Source organism: Francisella persica ATCC VR-331 (assembly GCF_001653955.1).
GTDB classification, from domain to species: domain Bacteria; phylum Pseudomonadota; class Gammaproteobacteria; order Francisellales; family Francisellaceae; genus Francisella; species Francisella persica.
This window is the reverse complement of the sequence record NZ_CP013022.1, coordinates 1,429,057-1,449,259: the sequence shown is the minus strand read 5'-3', so window position 1 is coordinate 1,449,259 and position 20,203 is coordinate 1,429,057. Positions and strand designations below refer to the sequence as shown.

The window sequence follows — 20,203 nt, the reverse complement described above, 5'->3', positions numbered from 1 at the left end:
AGAATCATCATCTATAATCTATATATCCATTCTATTCAAATTAATATTTTGCATAAATGGACTTTTAGTTGAGTAAATCCAGTTTCTTCATAATATTGACCTTGATAGTGTATGGACTAGTTTCCATTTGTTTAATGCTCTGTTGGAAGTAGCCATGGATTAAGTTATTCTTATTATAGTCTGGATTATAGTATGTACCATTTAGCTGATAGTTATGTAGTGTAAAACTATTACTACAAATATAATACAACTAAGCACTAACCAAATAAGACTACTATGAGTTGTTTTATTATCCATATGAAAGTGAACTAGATATTAAATCTAAAGTTAACTACATCACCATCTTTCATGATATATTCTTTACCTTCAAGGCGAGCTTTACCAGCTTCTTTGGCACCTTTGTCGCCATTATATTTAATATAGTCATCGTATGCGATAACTTCAGCTCTGATAAAACCATATTCAAAGTCAGTATGAATTACCCCAGCTGCTTGTAGTGCAGTTGCCCCTACCGGAATTGTCCATGCTCTGACTTCTTTAACACCTACTGTTAGATAGGTGTGTAAGTTTAGTAAGGCATAACCAGCTTTAATAACTCTATCTAATCCAGTCTCAGATATACCTATATCAGCCAAAAATTCTAGTTTTTCATCATGATCTAGCTGGGATATTTCTTGCTCCATAGCAGCACAAACAGGCACAACATTTGAGTTCTCTGCTTTGGCATACTCTATAACTTTATCAAGAAGAGGATTGTTTTCAAAACCATCATCATTAACATTGGCAATATATAATATTGGTTTACTGGTTAGTAGGGGAGTTTGTTTGAGCCATTTAACTTCATCATTAGTTAACTCAAAAGTTCTTGCTGGCTTTTCTGATTCTAAATGATCTTTTAATTTAGTATAAAAATCTACTTTAGATAAGGCTTCTTTATTACCTGATTTTTTCATTTTTGAGAATCTTTGTACAGCTTTATCACATGATTCTATGTCAGCTATAATTAGCTCCATATTTATAGTATTAATATCATCTATTGGGTCAACTCTACCGCTGACATGAACTATATTGTCATCTTCAAAACATCTTACAACATGAGCTATAGCATCTGTTTCACGAATATTTGCAAGGAACTTGTTACCTAAGCCTTCGCCTTTACTAGCTCCAGCTACAAGTCCAGCAATATCTACAAACTCCATTGTTGTCGGTATTATTCTTTCTGGATTAACAATTTTTGCTAATTCGTTAAGTCTTTGGTCAGGTACAGAAACGACCCCAACATTTGGATCAATTGTACAAAAAGGGTAGTTTTCTGCATCAATTCCTGCTTTTGTAAGCGCATTAAAAAGAGTTGATTTACCGACATTTGGCAAACCTACAATACCACATTTAAATCCCATTATTCTATTCCTTATATATTAATTTTGTATGTAGCTTCTGCATTACAGGCTCTAATTTGTAGTTTATTATATAATCTAAAAAACAGATACCATTATCAATAGCATCATCTATATCTTTTTTCTGAGCTATAGATGGTTTTGATAATACATAGTTAGCTATTTTTGATTTATTTCCTGGATGACCAATGCCAATTCTAAGGCGTAGATAGTCATTAGTACCTAAGTGTTGGTTAATATTTCTTAGACCATTATGACCACCATGACCTCCGCCTTTTTTTAGACGAATTTCTCCAGAGTCTATATCTAGATCATCATGTACCACAAGTATTTCTTCTGGTTCTATTTTATAAAAATTAGCGACTTTTGTTACAGCTAAACCACTATTATTCATATATGTCGTAGGAAATACTAGTAGCACATTATTGTAATCAATACTAACTTTAGCTATGTTACAATTAAGCTTAGGATTTGAGCTAAAACTTTGTTTTTTATCTTGAGCTGTTTTAGCAATAAACCATTCACCAACATTATGGCGTGTATATTGATATTCTTTGCCTATATTACCTAGGCCAACAATCATTTTTATTTTAGGCATTTTTTCGTAGTATTATTTAGTTGTAGTCTGTCTAGAAGTATTTTAGTTACTTCTCTAATAATTTTACTATTTGGCTTAGCATTTTTCTGTGATTGGGTATAAAAAATTGCCATTATGATAGCTCTATTATCATTAGGCCAAATAATAGCAACATCATTTGTTGTACCATATTGACAAGTGCCAGTTTTATCACCAACTTCCCATTCATCAGGTACTTCAGCAGTGATAAGATTGTTGCCAGTACTACTAGCTATAAGCCATTTTTTAAACATTAAGCGATGTTTTTTATCAAGTATAGCATCGCTAAAAGCAAGTTTATTAATATCTCTAGCTATAATTTTTGGTGTGGTTTTATTTTTGTTTGTTATTAGACTAACAGAATTGACTTTAGGTTCTAAATTAGTAATTTTTGTAGCATGATCAGCAAGGGATAAGATAAATTTATTAAGATTTTTCAAACCACCTAGTTTTTCAATTAGAATATTTGTTGCAGCACTATCACCTTGCATAGATGCTTTGCAAAGTTGTTTGATAGTCATTGTTTGGTTGATGTACTTTCTTGTAATAGGTGAGTAGCCAACAATTTTATTTTTAGAAATTTTTAAATTTTGATTTAGTAGTTTATTATCATCCATACTTTGTTTAAGTATTGCACCAACTACAAGAAATTTATAGGTACTACATATTGGAAAATAGAAACTAGCGTTAACTGTAAAGTTACTCCAGTCATTTCTATTTATGGTGTAGACACCAATTTTACCACCATATTTTTTTTCTATATTTTGAATATCATTGGTAACTTGGGTATCTATTTTGGTAGTAGCAAAGCTTAAAGCTACAACTAATATACCAATTATTAGCATAATTATTTTTTTCATAACTTAAATTTAGAAGTTAGTTGAGGTTAAAAGTAAAAATTCATTAATTTTGTTGATATTATTTTTTGCTGCTATAGTAGCATCTGTAAGTGGAAGCTTATTACCACCTGAGATCTTTAAAGCTCCTTGAGGCGTTTTATAAACAATCGTAGGGAAATCTTCAATATCACTTAATAATCTTAAGTTATTTTTAGCTTTTTCATTTTGCTGCGTTAAGTTTTGGTCATGCGTTAAGTTTTGGTCATATTTTTTTGTCTTATGATACTTAATCAATACTTCAAGAGGGTCTTTTGAATTAAAAATACTTCTAACAATCTCTGGACTATTAAGAAATGCACCTAAAGGAATCCAGCGTACTGCAAGTTTTCCTGAGTTAATAGCTGTTTGAGTTGCATCAAATAGACGATTACAATAACTATAACTAGGGTCTATAATAGCATATAATTTATGTGGAGCATCATTACTACCTTGCTGAATGTATGTAGCATATTTTTTGATGTTTAGATAAAGATTATTTGCTTGAGGTGAAGATGTGAAATAGTTTGCATAAATATTATTTAAACTAGTTAGCTTGTTTTGATTTCTATTCCAAGCTAAAAGTTCACCAGTAACAATTACATTCCCATCTTCACTAGTAAAAATTACACTATGTTTGGCAGAGTCATTTTTATTTTGTAGAATATATGCTTGCAGATGAATACCCGTATCAAAAGTCTTTATAACTTTATATTGTGGAAAGGCATGCTCAATAAGATATAAGCCTTGTTTGTTATCTGGTGAGATTTTGTTAAGGTTAGTAGTGCTAAAAATATACAGCACAACTAATAATATAACCACAAATAAAATTAGAATAGAGAAACTTTTTTTCTGCATTAGTTATGACTAAAATTAAATTAGCATAATGTGATTATACCATATATAGATATTATCTTTAGTTAGTAGATAAAAAAATGTCGCCAAAATTATTGCAGGTCCAAAAGGTATGACATTAGTGTATTTGGCAACAAAATTTATAATAATAGCGATCATAATCCCAAATATACAACTTGCAAAAATTGTATATAATAGCACAGGGTAGCCAAACCAAGCACCTACTGCTGCCAAAAGTTTAAAATCACCATGGCCAAAGCCTTCTTTGCCTGTGAAAATTTTATATACCCAAAAAACCAACCATAGTGAAAGATAGCCAATTATAGCTCCCCACACAGACTGCTCTAGAGTAGTAAAAATATTATAGTAATTAAGTATTATGCCAAGCCATAGCAATGGTAGTGTCAACGAGTCAGGAAGGATTTGGTGTTTAGTATCGATAAAGAATAGTGATATAAAAAAGCTACTTAAAGTTACTAGAGCTAAGCTCTGAAGTGTAAAACCAAAATAATAGAAAATATCTACAAATAAGCTAGCAGCGATAAATTCTACTAGCGGGTATTCAAAAGATATTTTTTCTTTACAGAAGAAGCATTTACCTCTGAGTAAAAACCAACCAATTATAGGAATATTATGACGATATTTTAGTTTATTATGGCATTTTGGGCATTTAGATGGTGTTAATAAACTAAAATTCTGTAAATGTTTTTGCTTATCAAGCCCAAGTATTTCTCTGGCAATATCTTGCTCATCAGTAAATAGTTTATTTGGTATCCGATATATCAAAACATTCAAAAAGCTACCAATAGTCGCGCCAAATAGAAATATAAACAAGAAAATTATGTATATATCGTAGTGCATATTATTTATGTTCTGGTACACATTGCTTATTTTTAGGTTTAAGTTTATTAACACCATCAATAGCAGCAATACGATAAGCTTCAGCCATAGTAGGGTAATTAAATGTGGTGTTCAAAAAGTATCTGATAGTATTATGTTTACCAGGCATTGACTTGATAGCTTGACCAATATGGATAATCTCAGATACTCTATGACCAAAGCAGTGAATGCCGAGTATCTCTAGAGTCTCTTTATGGAAAAGTATCTTTAGCATCCCTGTTTCACTTCCTGAAATTTGTGCACGAGCTAGATCTTTAAAATAGGCTCTACCAACTTCATAAGGAATATTCTCAGTAGTTAATTGCTCTTCAGTTTTTCCAATACAGCTAATCTCTGGGCGGGTATAGATACCTGTTGGGATATCCTCAACTAACTTGTCATTACAAGAGCCGTCTATAATATGTGTAGCTGCAAATCTACCTTGGTTAAAAGCTGATGATGCAAGTGAAGGAAAGCCTATAACATCACCAACAGCATAGATATTCGCTTGAGTAGTTTGATAATTATCATTAACTTTGACAAGACCTCTTTGAGGGTCATACTCAACACCGATTTTGTCTAAATTAAGACCATTTGTATTACCAGCTCGTCCAAGAGCGAATAAGACATAATCAGATGCGATAATTCTACCTGAGTTAAGTGTTGTAACTACTTTATCGCCTTTTGCTTTGATACTTTTATAGGTTTCATTGTGCATTAGGTTAATTCTCTGATTAACAGTGAAGTGATTTGTCAATGTTTCAATAATTTCATCATCAAGAAATGACATTAATTTATTTCTAGTATTGATAAGATTTACTTGAATATCAAGTGTTCCAAGTATAGAGGCATATTCACAACCAATTACACCTGCACCATAAATGGTAATCGATTTGATATTTTTGTCTTTTAATTCTAGAAGCTTATCACTATCTAGAATTCTTGGATGAGTAAAGTCAATATCATTAGGTTGATATGGACGAGATCCTGTAGAGAGAATGAACTTTTTCGCAGTAATGATTTCAGTTGAGCCATTTTTACGTGAGATTTTTATTTTATGTTTGTCGATAAAACTAGCAAAACCATAGAAAACATCAATTTCATTATTAGTGTAACGGTTTCTCTTAATCTCTCTTTGTTTAATAACTATTTCATAAGCAGTATCAAGCATTTCTGGGAAATCGAAGCTTTTTTTATTATACCAAACTTCGCGTGATAGCTGCCTTAGAGCTTTACTTGGAATTGTTCCCCAGTTATTACAACCACCACCAATAGCATCATCCTCGATGATAGCTACTTTTTGCCCGTTCCTAGTTGCTTTCATCGCAGCTCCTTCACCGCCAGGACCACTGCCTATAATAATAATATCGTAATTATATTCCATGGTTTTACTCCACATTATATTGTTCTTTAAAAAATCGGCAAACACATTGTCGAAATGATAACATAGTATAAGTAGCATTTCAGAAATTTTCTTAGTAAGTGAGATGATTTGATCAACACTAATATATTAGCAATGTTTATATTTTCATCTTCATCTTCATCTTTATCAAGCTTGATAGAATTTTTTGGTTGATTACTATTTTGGTAATCTTATTTAAGTACTTCTTAAATTGTTAGAAGTGTTAGAATATTGTCATAATCTTTTATCATTAAGTATAAAAATACTTTTTGCTTTAATGATATTCGCTTTGATAAGTGCATCATAGTCATGTGATTTTGAGTCAATGAAATGTTTTTTTGTTCTTCGTCAATATTTATAAATTTTTGCTGGTAATTTTTTCGATAACAAATAATATTATTCAGTATGAGAATTTAGATAGTCTTTAATTAGACCTAAAATCTAGTAAGTGTTTATCTATATTTGCTTTAGCAAACACAGTTAGAGCTATTGTCGCAAATTGATATACTGACCAAAAGACTAAGCCAAAAGTTGCTAATATACATAAGCATAAACTTTATACTTTTGCTCTTTGATATTTTGAGCTTTAGCAATTTGGATAAACATTAACAGTGTAATATTACTATTACAATGGCAATATATTTTATGTTAATTGGATATCGTAGTATAACAAATAACAATAACACTATGATAAAAATTATTGAAAATGCGAAGAAATTAGAATATATTCTATTGCATTTTTGTTGAATTCTCTTAACTAAAGTGGTAGTTCTATCAGCGACTGTCTTCCAGCTTGTTTCTAAGAGTACAAAAGCAATGATGTTGGTAATTGTTGTCATAAGAAATAGTGTATTAGTGTATTATAATTTTGTTTAGTTTGGCTTTAAAAACAAAAGTAATACTCGTAGAAATTTTAATTTGATTAAATAGTAAAAAGATTTTATCATCACAAATTAGGAAAATACATATTACAGGAGTTTTTATAGGATATATTGTCTTAAATCTTTGTTTTTAACTAGGTTTCCTAGTTTTTCATTGACGTAGTCTGTAGTTATATTGATATTTTTTTCTTCTAGTTCTGGGGCATCAAAAGAAATTTCCTCAAGAAGCCTTTCCATAACTGTGTGAAGTCTCCTAGCACCAATATTCTCAACCTCTTCATTAACTCTGTAAGCAATTTCAGCAATTTTTCTAATGGCATCCTCTTCAAAGCTTAAATCAACACTTTCAGTTTTCATCAAAGCAATATATTGCTTGATAATAGAACAGTCAGGCTCTCTTAAAATCCTTACAAAATCTTCTATTTCTAGAGACTTTAGCTCAACCCTAATCGGTAATCTACCTTGAAGCTCTGGTATAAGATCAGAAGGCTTAGCAACATGAAATGCACCAGATGCAATAAATAGTATATGGTCTGTTTTGATCATGCCATATTTTGTTGATACTGTAGAACCTTCAACTAATGGTAATAAATCACGCTGTACACCTTCTCGTGACACATCAGCCCCTGAGTTACTTGATTTTCTACATACCTTATCAATTTCATCTAAGAATACAATACCATTTTGTTCAACTGCTTCTAAAGCACGAGCTTTTATGTCTTCTTCATTAACTAGTTTTGCTGCTTCTTCATCCTGAACTAATTTAATCGCATCTTTGATACGCATTTTCTTATTTTTTTTCTTATCACTGCTTAAGCTAGAGAAAAGCTCTTGTAGTTGACTCGTCATGTCTTCCATACCTGGAGGTCCCATTACGCCGATAGTTTTTGGAGCAACAGCTACTTCAATCTCGATTTCTTTATCATCAAGTTCACCATTTTGGATTTTCTTTCTAAAGATTTCGCGAGTTTTATTTTCTTTTTCTTTTTTGCTTACAGTATCTTCTGCAGGTTCATTTGCAAAACCAACCTTTGATTCTGAAGCTCTTACAGGCGGGATTAGCACATCTAGAATTCTATCTTCGGCTAGTCTAGTAGCTTTTTCTGTGACTTTGTCTTTAGCTTCCTCACGCTTCATTTTAACAGCAGTTTCAACTAAATCACGAATAATAGATTCGACATCCTTACCAACATAACCGACTTCTGTAAATTTAGTTGCTTCAACTTTGATGAACGGAGCATCTGCTAATTTTGCTAGTCTACGTGCAATTTCAGTCTTACCTACACCAGTTGGACCAATCATAAGAATATTCTTAGGAGTTACTTCTTGACGCATTTCATTATCAAGTTGCATTCTGCGCCATCTGTTACGCAAAGCAATAGCAACTGCTTTTTTAGCATCATTTTGACCAATTATGTGTCTTTCTAGTTCATGTACAATTGTTTTTGGAGTCATTATTTGCGTCATTATATAACTATCCTTTTTTATTTGCTAAACTTTCTATCGTGAAGTTATGATTCGTATAAATACAAGTATCTGCAGCTATTGTAAGACTTTTTCTGACAATTTCTTCAGCTGATAAATCAGTGTTTTCAACAAGTGCAGTTGCTGCAGAACGAGCATAAGTTGAGCCTGAACCAATTGAGATAATCTCATTTTTATCAGCAGCCATTACATCACCAGCACCTGATATTAATAGTGAAAGCTTCTCGTCAGCGACAATAATCATAGCTTCAAGTTTACTTAGCATTCTATCTAGACGCCATTTACGCACCATTTCAACAGCTGCTCTTTCAAGATTGCCTTGATAGAATTCTAATTTTTGTTCAAATTTTTCAAATAATGTAAAGGCATCGGCTGTTGAACCAGCAAACCCTGTAAGTACTTTACCATTATTTAATTTTCTAACTTTTACTATATTATCTTTTGCAACTGTATGTCCAAGAGTAGCCTGACCATCACCACCAATTACTACTTTGTCACCTTTTCTAACACATAGAATAGTAGTTCCTTTGATTACTTTCATAATTATTCCTTTATTAGGCATTGTTAAAATAATCTATGTAATACCATTAAATGGTATTGATATCAAATTTTACAAGTTTTTATTATGAATTTTTTTATATCTTTAAATTATTAGATTAGATTTTATAACACAAAAATAACAACTTTTATGTTATATTTTAACTTGTTTTATTTATTTAACTGAGTGTTTTAAGTATGAGTAATTTAAATTTTAAAGAAACTATTTCGCTAGCAGCATCTATATACAAGAGAGCTTTTAAGGTAACTTTTGCATTAGCCTTTATGCTTTCATTTATCTCTGAGTTTTGTTTTGTCTATTTGATGAACCATGGTATAGATAAGTTTATCCAAAGTAATGGTGAGGCTGATATTTATGAGTTACCATCCAGTAATATTTTAGTAGCTATGTTTTTGATAATTATAATTGCGACAGTATTTGTTTATGCAATGATAATTACTTTACAAGGAATTATGATCAAGCATGAGATAAAAGTATCAGATGCGTTAAAAATTGCCTTACAAATATTTTCTAAAAGAGTTTTTGTATTTATTGGCGCATTTTTACTTTCAATGATTGTAATGACTATATTCATGATGTTTTTACAATATATAGGTATCTTTTTAGCAATATTGTTGTTTTTAACGGTAATGCCTTCAGTACTGTTAGCGCAGAAAGGTATTTTTGAATCTTTTTCTGATAATTTCTATGCAGTAAAAAATAATTTTTTCTATATGTTTAGAATTTCAATAACAATATTAGCATTTATAATTATTAAGCCATTATTAACATTTGGTCTGATATATGTGCTAAGAAGTTTAAATACCGAGATCAATTCATTAGAAATGTCTATTCAGAATATTGTTGTAACAGTAGTTGATGCTTTTATTTTACCTTTTGTTTTTGCTATCAGTGTTGCAGCATTTTTTGCGACAAATTCAAAATAAAACTTGCATAAAAACTATATATAAATCTAATTTAGCTGAATGTTTGAAATCGTAACATCTATAATTTGTTGATAGTTTGTTGTTCTAAGATTTTTTTAAAGAAATTAAAATCATAACTATTTTCATAGTAAATATTCTTATTAGTAAGATTTGTATTTTTATATACATTTTTGACTTCTGTGACAATTCCAGATTCAATTTTGATTTTGATTTCTTCACTAGCTTTTGTATAAGTTTTTGTAAAAGGTAAAGTTTTACCAAACTTCCATCTCCAGTCTTTTAAGTTGTCAATTTCTTTGGTTATTAGTTCTTTATTTTCTAAGGGGGTTTCTTCATTAATCAAGCTTAACTCAATACTTCTGAAACCTTTGATAAAAGCTCTAGTGATATCTTGAGTTTGTATATCTGGTTTTAGTTGGCAAAGATTTATAACTTTGGAACGATAAGATTTAACTCCTTTGGTATCAAGTGACTTATCCATTGGCTGGTGAAGGTAATCATAGAGTTTTTTTGTATTAGCATTTATCAGTAATGTGCCATGATGAAAAGCTCGATCTTTCTTCTCTCTAAAAGCACTACCTGATACTTTATAAGTATAGTTATGATGATCAACGACGATATCATTTCTTTGGTTAGTATAGACTTCTATACCTAACTTTTTAATAGTTTTACAAACTAATTCTAGATTAGCTTGGATATCATGATCTTTTTTAGGGGAAATAATCGTATAATTTAGATTACCAAAATCATGATAAACTGTACCACCGCCACTTTGGCGTCTGACCATAGGGATATTATCTTGCTGCATTGTTGTGAGATTGCACTCAAGCCAAGGATTCTGAGCTCTACCTATGACAACACAAGGTGCATTTTGCCATAAAAATAGGATTTTTTTATCATTTAGTTTTTCTAAAAAAAGCCAGTTTTCAAACGCTAAATTAAAATAAATATCATTACTTTGAGAGATATATATATTCATACAGCTATTAAATATTGTTAGTTTGTAATAAAGTATAAGGTTTTATTGGTTTTATAAAAGAGTTTTGTGCTATAATTTTGCTTTATTGAATAAAATTTTTTAATAAAAATATATATGTTGACTATACAGCAGACCTTAGAAATTATCAAAAGAGGTGCTAATGAAGTCCTAATTGAAGAAGAATTAATCAAGAAACTTAAAAAAAATAGACCGTTGGTAATTAAGTTTGGCTGTGATCCAACAGCTCCAGATATTCACTTGGGGCATATTGTAGTTATTAATAAGCTAAAACAATTACAAGATTTAGGTTATGAGATCCATTTTTTGATCGGTGATTTTACGGCTCAAATAGGTGATCCTACTGGAAAAAATGCGACAAGACCACCGCTAACAGCGGCAGAGGTTGATGTAAATGCTAAAACTTATACTAAGCAAGTGTTTAAGATCCTTGATAAAGACAAAACAGTAATCCGTTACAATGGTAATTGGTTTAATCAAATGTCTGCTAGTGACATGATTAAGCTTGCTTCTAAATCAACAGTAGCAAGAATACTTGAGAGAGATGATTTCTCAAAAAGATATAAAAATGGCCAATCGATATCAATCCATGAATTCTTATATCCTCTAGTACAGGGTTATGATTCTGTAGCTATGAATGCTGATCTTGAGCTTGGCGGTACAGATCAAAAATTTAACATGCTAATGGGTAGAGAACTACAAAAACAACATGGTCAAGAACCTCAAGTTATAATTACAATGCCACTTCTAGAAGGTTTAGATGGTGTCAAAAAAATGTCTAAATCAAGCCAAAACTATATCGGTATAGAAGAACCAGCAAATGAAATCTTTGGTAAGATAATGTCAATTTCAGATGAACTTATGTGGCGCTATTATGAATTACTAAGTTTTAAATCTATAGAAACTATCGCTAAATTAAAACAAGATGTCGCAGCTGGTACTAATCCGCGTGATATTAAGATAGAGCTCGCTAAAGAACTGATTGAAAGATTCCATTCTAAAGCTGATGCTGAGAACGCTCATCATGATTTTATTCAAAGATTCCACAAAAATCAGATACCTGATGATATAAATATTTTAGAATTAAACCAAGAGTTGCCGATAGCGAATTTACTAAAAGAAGCAGGCTTAGTTGCAAGTACTTCTGAAGCTAATCGTATGATTCAGCAGGGTGCAGTCAAAATAGATGGTGAAAAGGTTAGTGATAATAAGATTATTTTTGTTAAAGGAACAAATAATGTTTTTCAAGTAGGAAAGCGTAAATTTGTAAAAATTATTATAAAATAAGGGGTTGTGTAAAATGGATAAGTTTTTATCAATATTTGTTGGTGTATTAATTATAGTAACTATTGTAACTATATTTATTCACCTTTTTCCAATAGCTATAAAAGTATGTGTTATCTCATTGATTATTAGTACAATAATTTATGTTGTACTTAAAATGATTGAGAAGTTTAGTAATTAGATTGTTTAAATTTAATAATAAAATAATAAGTATTTTAAGTATATCTTTAAGTAGGGCGATTTTTTGTCGTTCAAAAAGTAGAGAATCTAAATCTTTATATCTCCTATAAAGTTTTTAAAAATAAATATTTAAAATATGATATGAAAATAAGAACTTTAGAATACGTGACTACGCTGCATGAAATAGTTAGTTTAAAAGAGGCTTCTGAATTTTTATCATAAACTAGCCTTGAGTATGCAAATAAAAAACTTAGAAGATCAATGTGGTGTAAGATTTTTGAAAGGATAAAGAAAAAAGTCTATAAAACAGAAATCGTGGAGAAAATTGTTAAACAAATCTATAATATTTTAGATACACATAAAAGGTTAAATAGGCTTATAACAAATTATCCAAATAAACAGAGCTATAGGAGCTTTTTCAACTTTATATCCCTATCTTATGCCTAAAATTGTTCCTAAATTTAAGAAAGATTATCATAATTTTGAAATTTCTGCAGTAGAAAATGACACTGATAAGTTAATCTATATGCTTTATAAGGATCAGCTAGGTTTTGCCTTTTTAGCTGAGTCTATAGAAGATAGTAATCTTAATATTGAAAGAGTTTTTTAATAAAGATTTTATTTATCAGCAAGTATTGATAATTCAATATCACAAAAAAATCAGTAACATTTAAAGAGCTCTCACAACAGAAACTAATATTACTGTACAGTGAAGAAGGTCTGAAGTGATGGATCTTAGAAATTTGTAAGTCAAATAATATTGATTTTAATTTCATCAAGTGATCTAGTTTACTCACAATAAGAAGAGATGGTTAGAATGAATAAAGATGTAACGATACATAGCTTACATGTATAAATATTCAAGGGTTTGCATATATTTCTATAAAGGATATAGATTTTTTATAGAAATATTTGTTTAGTCAGAAAAAAAAGTAGTGTGTTAAAAAAAGAATATTCAACTATAGTCAAAGCAGTAACAGAAACGACTAATTTAGGAAAATAGATTTTTCGTATAGTCTTTTGTTTAAACTAAATTTAATTATCATAAGAGAATTTTATGATAAACATAAGGTTAAAATATTTCACTTAGTGATCTGTTTTTTTGTATTCTGGTGTAAATTGCTATTTTTATATAGTTTGCAAATATAGGAAAAATAAATATGAATATAAAGAATATTTATGATATTAATAGATATTCACAAAGCATCTAAAAAGAGATTGCCAATAGTTTTTTTAGATTTATATTGATAGTGGCTCATATTAGCAACAAAAAGTATATGAGAATGGGCAAGTATTTAGGAAAGTTATAAATATTGTAGTCACAGAAATCAATCTATAGAGATATTTGGTTTAAATCTAGTGTGCCATTTGCAATGGATCCAACAGGTATGGCTGGGATGTTTTGGCCTAAAGGTGAAATATAGCAATAGCTCAAGCTACTGAAAAGCTTTATATTGCATATACTATGCGCACTATAGCTATTTGTTCTTTATAAACTGTAACAAAAAGAAGTTAATTAATTATTTTTGGTTTCAACTCTATCTTATGAAATATAGAGGATTCACTAAGTCACTAGTTTAAAGAACAAAGGCTTGTAGCTGTAAGACAATTTTTGTTGATGAGATTTACCAGTAAGTGGTATTGGATATAGTGATATGAGTAATGGTTTATCAATTCCTCCTAAATTTGGCATTATAGATCTAATTAATATTGTTACGAAACATGGAGATATTTACTAAGTAAATACAAACAGTTTGGTAATATTAAGTGATCATATTCTAATTGGCGCTAAAGGAATGAAAAGTGTTATAGATTTTATGGATTCACAATTTGATAAAAGTTTTACTTGGAAAGATATAGAGTGGTTAAGAAGTATTGGAATGGTAACTTGGTTTAAAATACACGAAGTTCTGAAAGTGCAGTAAAGGTTGATGCTGATGGTATTGTTATATCTAATATGATGGCAGACAACTTGATGGTGTTTTGCTAACTATGCTTTGCCAGCAATAGCTGATAAAGTAAAAGGTGATGTAAAAATAATTTTAGATTGTCAATAGTTCCAGATGCTAGCCCATGCTCTCTAAGAATAAATGAGAAGATGACTGAGACAAAAATTTATGATTACATTGAGTTTATTGCTAAATATTGTTTAGATAAGTAAAATTGCTAAATTAACTGTACATCAAATGTAGTACATAAAAAGCTAGAAATTAGCAATATATGCTAGCAATAGCTCATGCATTTTGTCTGATGAAATTGTTACTTTAAGAAGTGTGACTTGTTGTGGCTTTGCTGAGACAATTTTTAAAAAATAATTTAATAAATAATAGACATAAGTATTTGAGAATCCATAAAATTATAATGTGCGCGATAATAATGTTTTCAGTAGCTATGGCATTAAATGTCTTAATTGGCTCAGGAGTTATACAAGATTGGGCAACTCATCAGATAGGATACTCTTTAACAGCATGCCATAACTGAGATAATGGTCAGACTTTAGCGATAGTTTATCCAAGTGTATTTAAATTATAAGAAAGCTGAAAAAGAAGGTAAATTAGTATAAATATGCCCAATAGTTTTAGATATTTATAGTAGTTTACAAAAGAGCAACAAATAGATTTATCATAGCTAAAACAGAAGAATTTTTCAATATTTTTCAGCTTGTTACAAAATTTTAAAATTATAGTATTGCTCAAAAAGATATCGATGCTTTAGTTAATAATGTTGCTTAAAACTCAATTTTACCACTATGTGAAAGACAAGACACTTACATTGATAATAAATTAATCATTTCTCTTAAAGCCAATTATTTGTCTACGCTGTTTTTTATTGGTTTCTCTGGGCTTAGTAGATTGGCAGTTTTTCTAAGAGTTGCTTCTTTTTATCTTTTTTTGATACTTTCAGAAGTTTCTGTATAGAGTTTTTGCGCTTCGGTAGTAGATTTTCTAACTTCATCTAAAGCTTCAACAACTATTTTTTTTGATATGAGCTTATTGAATTTGTACCAATACTTACAGTTTTACTTACTTTTGTTTTTTTGTCCTTGAAAGTGTATTTTAACTTTTGATAGCTTTTTTTTCTAAAGCTCTAGTTTTATATAATCTAGCAGCCAACCATTTATTTAGTCTTACATTCATTTGTTAATATTGCTTTAAATGTGGTTTTGATTATAACTAATAATATCTAGCGTTTAAACTAGTTTTAAAGTCTGTTATCCTAAAAGGTAATTATAATCAGTTTTAGAAAAGTAAAAAATGAATAAAACTATAAATTTACATAAAATGAAAACTTCTCTAGATGCGGCAAATAATACTGTATATGAGTTGGAGGATATTTGTCTAAATGATTACATTGGTCAGCATCTGAAACTTGAGTTTCTTGATGAAATTAATTGTGTCGTCTGTAGAGCTAAAACTAAAAAAAGCTACTCACAAGGCTATTGTTTTATGTGTATGCGAAGATTACCAGAGTGTGATATCTGTATTATTAAGCCAGAATTATGTCACTTTGCTGAAGGAACATGTAGAGACTCAAGCTGGGGTGAGCAAAATTGTATGAAAATTCATATGGTATATTTAGCAAATACTGGTGATATTAAGATTGGTATTACTAAGCTTAAAAATATCCCATCTCGTTGGATAGATCAAGGAGCTAGCCAAGCTCTACCAATATTTGCTGTCGAAAGTAGATTGATATCTGGCCTAGTTGAGGTTGCTATCAAAGAACACATATCAGATAAAACAAATTGGCGTAAAATGCTACAAGGTGAGCCTAATAATGATATTGATTTTGTGAGTTTAAGATATCAACTTATTGAAAAGTCTAGGCAGAAAATAACAGAGATAAAAGCTAAATATGGTCAAAATAGTGTTGAGCCAATAGAAGGTAAGGTACAAAATATAAATTATCCAATCCTTAAATATCCAACTAAACTAAAATCTTTCAATCTAGATAAAGATCGTATAATTGATGCAAAACTTATTGGTATAAAAGGGCAATATCTGATTTTTGATAGTGGTGTTATAAATATTCGTAAATTTAGTGGCTATAAGTGTAATTTATCAGCATAGATTTAGGTTATATGTCAAAAGTAACTATTATCGGTGCTGGAGCAAGCGGTATTTTTAGTACAAAACTCCTTGATAAAGGTTTTGATGTGAATATTTTTGAGAAGACTAATATCATCGCATGTGTATGGAATTATACTGAGAAAGGAGCTTTGTATAAAAGCTTAAGAACTAATTTACCTAAAAAATAATGATCTTTGATAAGCAAAGTGTAGCTTATCAAGCAAAAGAATCATTTATAGGCTACGCCAAAGTTAAAGTTTATTTATAAGCAAATGCATATGCCTGGCAGATATATAAACATCTATAGTTAAATTCCGAAGTTACTGCCCTAAAGCCATAGAATATAGTGCTAAAAAACCTATATGGCAAATTACATATATAAAAGAACAACAAAAATATCAGCAAGATTTTAAGTTTGTGGTAGTTTATAACGGACATTATAATATTGTTAAAATTCCTAATGAATATATAGTATTGATAAAATTAGTAGCTATATCTTGCACAGTAAAAGTTATAGAGCTTGCAGCTAATCATGGTCAAAAAGTTTTATGTGTTGGCTACTCTTCATCATGGATATATCTCAAGAGTTGTTAGATAGTGGCAGATGTATATGTTGCTTTAAGAGATTTAGATGATAATAAAGAACTAGATAATCTCCAAAGCTCTAAAAAAACAATTAAATTACATATCATCACCACAAAAGCTTAGTGTTACTAAAGAAGGTTGTATAGTAACTACAACAAATCAAAATGAATATATAAAGTAGATGAAATTATATTTTGTACTGGCTATAACTATGATTTTAGATTTTTATCACATTAATTTCTAATGATAGAGATATTGTAATACCACTATACAACCAACTTTTATATCAAAAATATTTAAATCTTGCTTTTGTTGGCTTACCTCGGAAAACATTATCATTTATTTTATCAGAATGCTAAGCGATTTTCTTGGCAACTTGATGAAATAAACTTATCAAAAGTTGTCTCAAAAATGAACTAGTCAAACACAAATTACTAATTTTGACGAGACAAAAATATTTTCATATGATTGTAGATCAGTAATGGGCTTATAATCTAAATTTACTTGATCTTGTTGGGCTAAAAAGTAGTTATCATTAGCAGAGAATTACTTTGATTGAGTAAGTATATAAATATGTTTATGACTTAAAAGTAACATATCCATTTAATTATCACCAGGATAATTACAATATTAACTTTGATAGACGAGATCTTTTGATCTTAAATAGTTTGTATCAGACTTTGTAGGGCAAATTCTATATCTCTCTCTGATGCTGCATCATCTTTTCTATTTTTATATACACTTAGTATTTTTTTGATTAGCCCTGCTTGGTAATGTTCTTTTGAGATTTGTTGTTTTTTCAGTTTTTGGATATCTTTAATTATTGATTTAATTGCAATTTTTCTACTAATTGTATAAGGCGATTGAGGGTATAGCTTAAATGCTAGCCAAAGTCCAATAGCACCAACTATAGTACTCATTCCGATAGTAAAAGATTTTGCTACTTCAAAATCCATATGATTGCTGGGCTGCACTATCGATATAAAGCCTATACAAAATCCTAGACTATGCATCTGATATTTAGGATGCGCTAAGGTAGCTATTCCTAATAATAAACTCCCGAGTAAAACTAATATCAGCAGCTCAAAGTAACCAACTACTTGTGATAATAGATTCAAAGTTATAAAGATACTAATAAGTATTGACAAAAATAGACCAATTACTACATTTTTTATCGTATTAGCTGGATTTGGAGCTGCTATAGATATTTGTGATAATAAGCATGGAAATATCATCATCATTAGTAAACTTGAGTTACCATCAATATGTATCCAAACTAAATACATACACAGTAATAGGCAGATTGTCCTAGAAATAGCAATAAAAGTAACAGCTGGGTTTGTGTAATTTATAAAACTGTAAGATGATTCCTTATTATTACTCTTGTTAGAGGTAGAGAATAACTCTTGGTAGCTATGAAGTAAATTGTTTATTCTTTGAATAATTTTTTTTATCAGATGGTTACTTGAACTACTAACTAAAGAGTAGTGAGTTAGGTCAAGTTTATATAGATTAGTTACTATATTTTCTAGGTCTTTTTTGATAGCTGAATTATCATCTTTTTTTGCTAGATATTTTCTCAAAAAGTGAACAGCTTGGATTAGTTCAACTACTTTATTTGAAAAAATAACATAGTTTGTTTTAGTTATCTTTTCGTATTTTGCGGCACTTAAATCATTATCAAGAGCAACAAGGCTATTAAGGATATTTTCTACTTTTAGATTATATTTTTGATCATTGCTAAAGTCTTGAATAGAAAACATTTCTTTAATGTAATTTATAGTTAAATTAAATCCTTTAGTTTCATGGTTTGTCAGTGTTTTTTCAACCTTCATTGGTAGAATATAATAGTTTATAAAACATGAGCATAAGCTACCGATTGCTATTTCTGTAACTCTAGAGTATCCAGTATGAAAAACACTTTCGCTAGTTGTGGCTGCTGGATCAGCTATAGAGTAAAAAACAACTATATTACAAGTAGTATTCGCTATAGCTAGTGCATACATAAAATTTGGATGAGACATGTTAGCAGAGAAGAACATAGTTATAGCTATAAAGAAACATAAGGCTAATAAAGCTAATACAGGATATGGTAAGAAAAAATCAACTATCAAAAAACCAACACCTACCCCAATAATAGATGCGATGATTAGAACTACAGCTTTTTCAATTATAAAACCAGTTTCAGGTCTAGTTTGCAGAAATAGTGCTGCAAACATTGCCCACATTGGTTTATCTAAGTCTAGGCTAATTGATATACCAAGTGCTAATGTAATAGCTATACATCCCTTCACTGTATAGAAAGCATTTTGTTTATTGAAGATTGTTGGTATGTCATTTATCAAATCTTTGATCATTTTATAGTTACCGTTGCATTCATTCCTGATACAAGTTCTATATTGTTTGGTATTACATCTAAGGCAATATCAACAGGTATTCTTTTTGATAATCTTACCCAGTCATAGGTTTGTTGTACTTTGGGTAAGAGTTGGCTATTTACATCAGTATTATTATCAGCAACTGCTTTACCTATACTTATTACATGTCCATATAGTGGAGATCCACCACTCATAAGTTCTATTTTAGCTTTATCACCTATTTTTATATATGGTAATTTAGTTTCTTCAAAATAGCCAGTAACATAAAATGAATCAGTTTTTACTAGAGACATCACAGGTTTAGATGCTACTACATAATTACCCTGTCTTAGATCAATATTGTTAATAGTCCCATCAGCAGGAGTATAGATCTTTGTTCTATCTAGATTAATCTTAGCTATTTCAGCTTCAGCTTTGGCTTTCTCAAGATCTGCTTTTCTTAGTTTTTCTTGCATGGCATAATTATCCAGTTCTTCTCTACTGATTGAGTTATCTCTACCTAGTTTTATTCTTCTTAAATATTGCTTATTTGCAAGCTGCCATTCTATTATTGCATGCTTTAATTCTGCCTCTTTGCCTGCTAAAGTCGCAGTGTACCTTTGATCATCTATTGTGAAAATTAGTTGTCCTTTTTTTACTTTTTGATTATCACTAACATACATCTTGGTTACAAATCCTGATACATCAGGCGCTATTATGACAACTTTTGCGCGGATTCTACCATCTCTTGTCCATGGTGAATAAAGATAATATCTCCACATCATATAGAGAGAAAAAAGAGCTAATAAAACAATTATTATACTGACTATAGATTTAGTATTTTTGTTTGACATC

Annotated in this window: 18 protein-coding genes and 4 pseudogenes; 8 read left to right on the top strand and 14 right to left on the bottom strand. The window is 30.0% G+C overall.

The genetic code is table 11. The features are described from left to right. Nucleotides 1-18: 18 nt before the first annotated feature. The 10 genes and pseudogenes from FSC845_RS09795 to hslV form a co-directional block, all read right to left on the bottom strand. A pseudogene (locus tag FSC845_RS09795) lies at nucleotides 19-297 on the bottom strand (hypothetical protein). A gap of 11 nt (nucleotides 298-308) precedes the next feature. After that, complete coding sequence (gene ychF, locus FSC845_RS06355) at nucleotides 309-1,400, bottom strand: redox-regulated ATPase YchF (protein ID WP_064461180.1); 1,092 nt, start codon at nucleotides 1,398-1,400, stop codon at nucleotides 309-311. 4 nt (nucleotides 1,401-1,404) lie between these two features. After that, nucleotides 1,405-1,995 (bottom strand): aminoacyl-tRNA hydrolase, encoded by a 591-nt coding sequence (pth, locus tag FSC845_RS06350; RefSeq protein ID WP_064461179.1) that lies wholly within the window; start codon nucleotides 1,993-1,995, stop codon nucleotides 1,405-1,407. Next, nucleotides 1,983-2,873: a class A beta-lactamase gene (gene bla, locus FSC845_RS06345; RefSeq protein ID WP_082343464.1), complete on the bottom strand. Its 891-nt coding sequence runs from the start codon at nucleotides 2,871-2,873 to the stop codon at nucleotides 1,983-1,985. The genes pth and bla overlap by 13 nt, the downstream gene beginning before the upstream one ends. A 9-nt stretch (nucleotides 2,874-2,882) precedes the next feature. Beyond that, nucleotides 2,883-3,746: a thioredoxin domain-containing protein gene (locus FSC845_RS06340; protein WP_064461178.1), complete on the bottom strand. Its 864-nt coding sequence runs from the start codon at nucleotides 3,744-3,746 to the stop codon at nucleotides 2,883-2,885. A gap of 15 nt (nucleotides 3,747-3,761) precedes the next feature. Continuing rightward, the gene (locus tag FSC845_RS06335; protein WP_064461177.1) at nucleotides 3,762-4,604 is read right to left on the bottom strand and encodes a prepilin peptidase; all 843 of its coding nucleotides are present in this window, start codon (nucleotides 4,602-4,604) and stop codon (nucleotides 3,762-3,764) included. Between the two features lies 1 nt (nucleotide 4,605). Continuing rightward, nucleotides 4,606-6,006 (bottom strand): Si-specific NAD(P)(+) transhydrogenase, encoded by a 1,401-nt coding sequence (gene sthA, locus FSC845_RS06330; protein ID WP_064461176.1) that lies wholly within the window; start codon nucleotides 6,004-6,006, stop codon nucleotides 4,606-4,608. Nucleotides 6,007-6,460: 454 nt separating this feature from the next. Next, nucleotides 6,461-6,878 (bottom strand): annotated as a pseudogene (locus FSC845_RS10195) (peptide MFS transporter); the annotation flags it as partial. A gap of 126 nt (nucleotides 6,879-7,004) precedes the next feature. Beyond that, nucleotides 7,005-8,372, bottom strand: coding sequence for an ATP-dependent protease ATPase subunit HslU (gene hslU / locus FSC845_RS06325; RefSeq protein ID WP_064461175.1), 1,368 nt, complete (start codon nucleotides 8,370-8,372; stop codon nucleotides 7,005-7,007). A 7-nt stretch (nucleotides 8,373-8,379) separates the two neighbouring features. Continuing rightward, entirely contained in the window at nucleotides 8,380-8,931 is a 552-nt protein-coding gene (gene hslV, locus FSC845_RS06320; RefSeq protein ID WP_064461174.1) for an ATP-dependent protease subunit HslV, read from the bottom strand. A gap of 194 nt (nucleotides 8,932-9,125) precedes the next feature. Between hslV and FSC845_RS06315 the strand changes: the two genes are divergently transcribed. Continuing rightward, nucleotides 9,126-9,875: a hypothetical protein gene (locus FSC845_RS06315; RefSeq protein WP_064461173.1), complete on the top strand. Its 750-nt coding sequence runs from the start codon at nucleotides 9,126-9,128 to the stop codon at nucleotides 9,873-9,875. 58 nt (nucleotides 9,876-9,933) lie between these two features. Here FSC845_RS06315 and FSC845_RS06310 read toward each other — a convergent pair whose 3' ends face one another. Continuing rightward, on the bottom strand, nucleotides 9,934-10,854 hold the full coding sequence (locus tag FSC845_RS06310; RefSeq protein WP_064461172.1) for a lipoate--protein ligase: 921 nt from the start codon (nucleotides 10,852-10,854) through the stop codon (nucleotides 9,934-9,936). Between the two features lie 114 nt (nucleotides 10,855-10,968). On the opposite strand from FSC845_RS06310, the gene tyrS reads away from it, so the two are divergent. The 4 genes and pseudogenes from tyrS to FSC845_RS09790 all read left to right on the top strand — a co-directional run. Beyond that, nucleotides 10,969-12,159, top strand: coding sequence for a tyrosine--tRNA ligase (gene tyrS, locus FSC845_RS06305; RefSeq protein ID WP_064461171.1), 1,191 nt, complete (start codon nucleotides 10,969-10,971; stop codon nucleotides 12,157-12,159). A gap of 13 nt (nucleotides 12,160-12,172) precedes the next feature. Beyond that, nucleotides 12,173-12,337, top strand: coding sequence for a hypothetical protein (locus tag FSC845_RS08270; protein ID WP_169748262.1), 165 nt, complete (start codon nucleotides 12,173-12,175; stop codon nucleotides 12,335-12,337). A 384-nt stretch (nucleotides 12,338-12,721) separates the two neighbouring features. Beyond that, nucleotides 12,722-12,946, top strand: a complete 225-nt coding sequence (locus tag FSC845_RS07595; protein ID WP_409360054.1) for a LysR substrate-binding domain-containing protein — start codon at nucleotides 12,722-12,724, stop codon at nucleotides 12,944-12,946. A 550-nt stretch (nucleotides 12,947-13,496) separates the two neighbouring features. After that, nucleotides 13,497-14,384 (top strand): annotated as a pseudogene (locus FSC845_RS09790) (alpha-hydroxy-acid oxidizing protein); the annotation flags it as partial. A 735-nt stretch (nucleotides 14,385-15,119) separates the two neighbouring features. Here FSC845_RS09790 and FSC845_RS09145 read toward each other — a convergent pair. Further along, nucleotides 15,120-15,473: pseudogene (locus FSC845_RS09145) on the bottom strand (RNA-binding S4 domain-containing protein). 117 nt (nucleotides 15,474-15,590) lie between these two features. Between FSC845_RS09145 and FSC845_RS06295 the strand changes: the two are divergent. The 3 genes from FSC845_RS06295 to FSC845_RS07915 all read left to right on the top strand — a co-directional run bounded on the left by FSC845_RS06295 (nucleotide 15,591) and on the right by FSC845_RS07915 (nucleotide 17,000). Next, nucleotides 15,591-16,406 (top strand): DUF2797 domain-containing protein, encoded by an 816-nt coding sequence (locus FSC845_RS06295; protein WP_064461170.1) that lies wholly within the window; start codon nucleotides 15,591-15,593, stop codon nucleotides 16,404-16,406. 11 nt (nucleotides 16,407-16,417) lie between these two features. After that, nucleotides 16,418-16,594 (top strand): NAD(P)-binding protein, encoded by a 177-nt coding sequence (locus FSC845_RS07920; protein ID WP_144416494.1) that lies wholly within the window; start codon nucleotides 16,418-16,420, stop codon nucleotides 16,592-16,594. A 229-nt stretch (nucleotides 16,595-16,823) separates the two neighbouring features. Next, entirely contained in the window at nucleotides 16,824-17,000 is a 177-nt protein-coding gene (locus FSC845_RS07915) for a hypothetical protein (protein ID WP_156507923.1), read from the top strand. Nucleotides 17,001-17,650: 650 nt separating this feature from the next. Here FSC845_RS07915 and FSC845_RS06290 read toward each other — a convergent pair. Both FSC845_RS06290 and FSC845_RS06285 read right to left on the bottom strand, forming a co-directional pair. After that, nucleotides 17,651-19,348: an FUSC family protein gene (locus FSC845_RS06290; RefSeq protein ID WP_064461169.1), complete on the bottom strand. Its 1,698-nt coding sequence runs from the start codon at nucleotides 19,346-19,348 to the stop codon at nucleotides 17,651-17,653. Beyond that, nucleotides 19,345-20,202: an efflux RND transporter periplasmic adaptor subunit gene (locus tag FSC845_RS06285; RefSeq protein WP_064461168.1), complete on the bottom strand. Its 858-nt coding sequence runs from the start codon at nucleotides 20,200-20,202 to the stop codon at nucleotides 19,345-19,347. The genes FSC845_RS06290 and FSC845_RS06285 overlap by 4 nt, the downstream gene beginning before the upstream one ends. Nucleotide 20,203 lies beyond the last annotated feature (1 nt).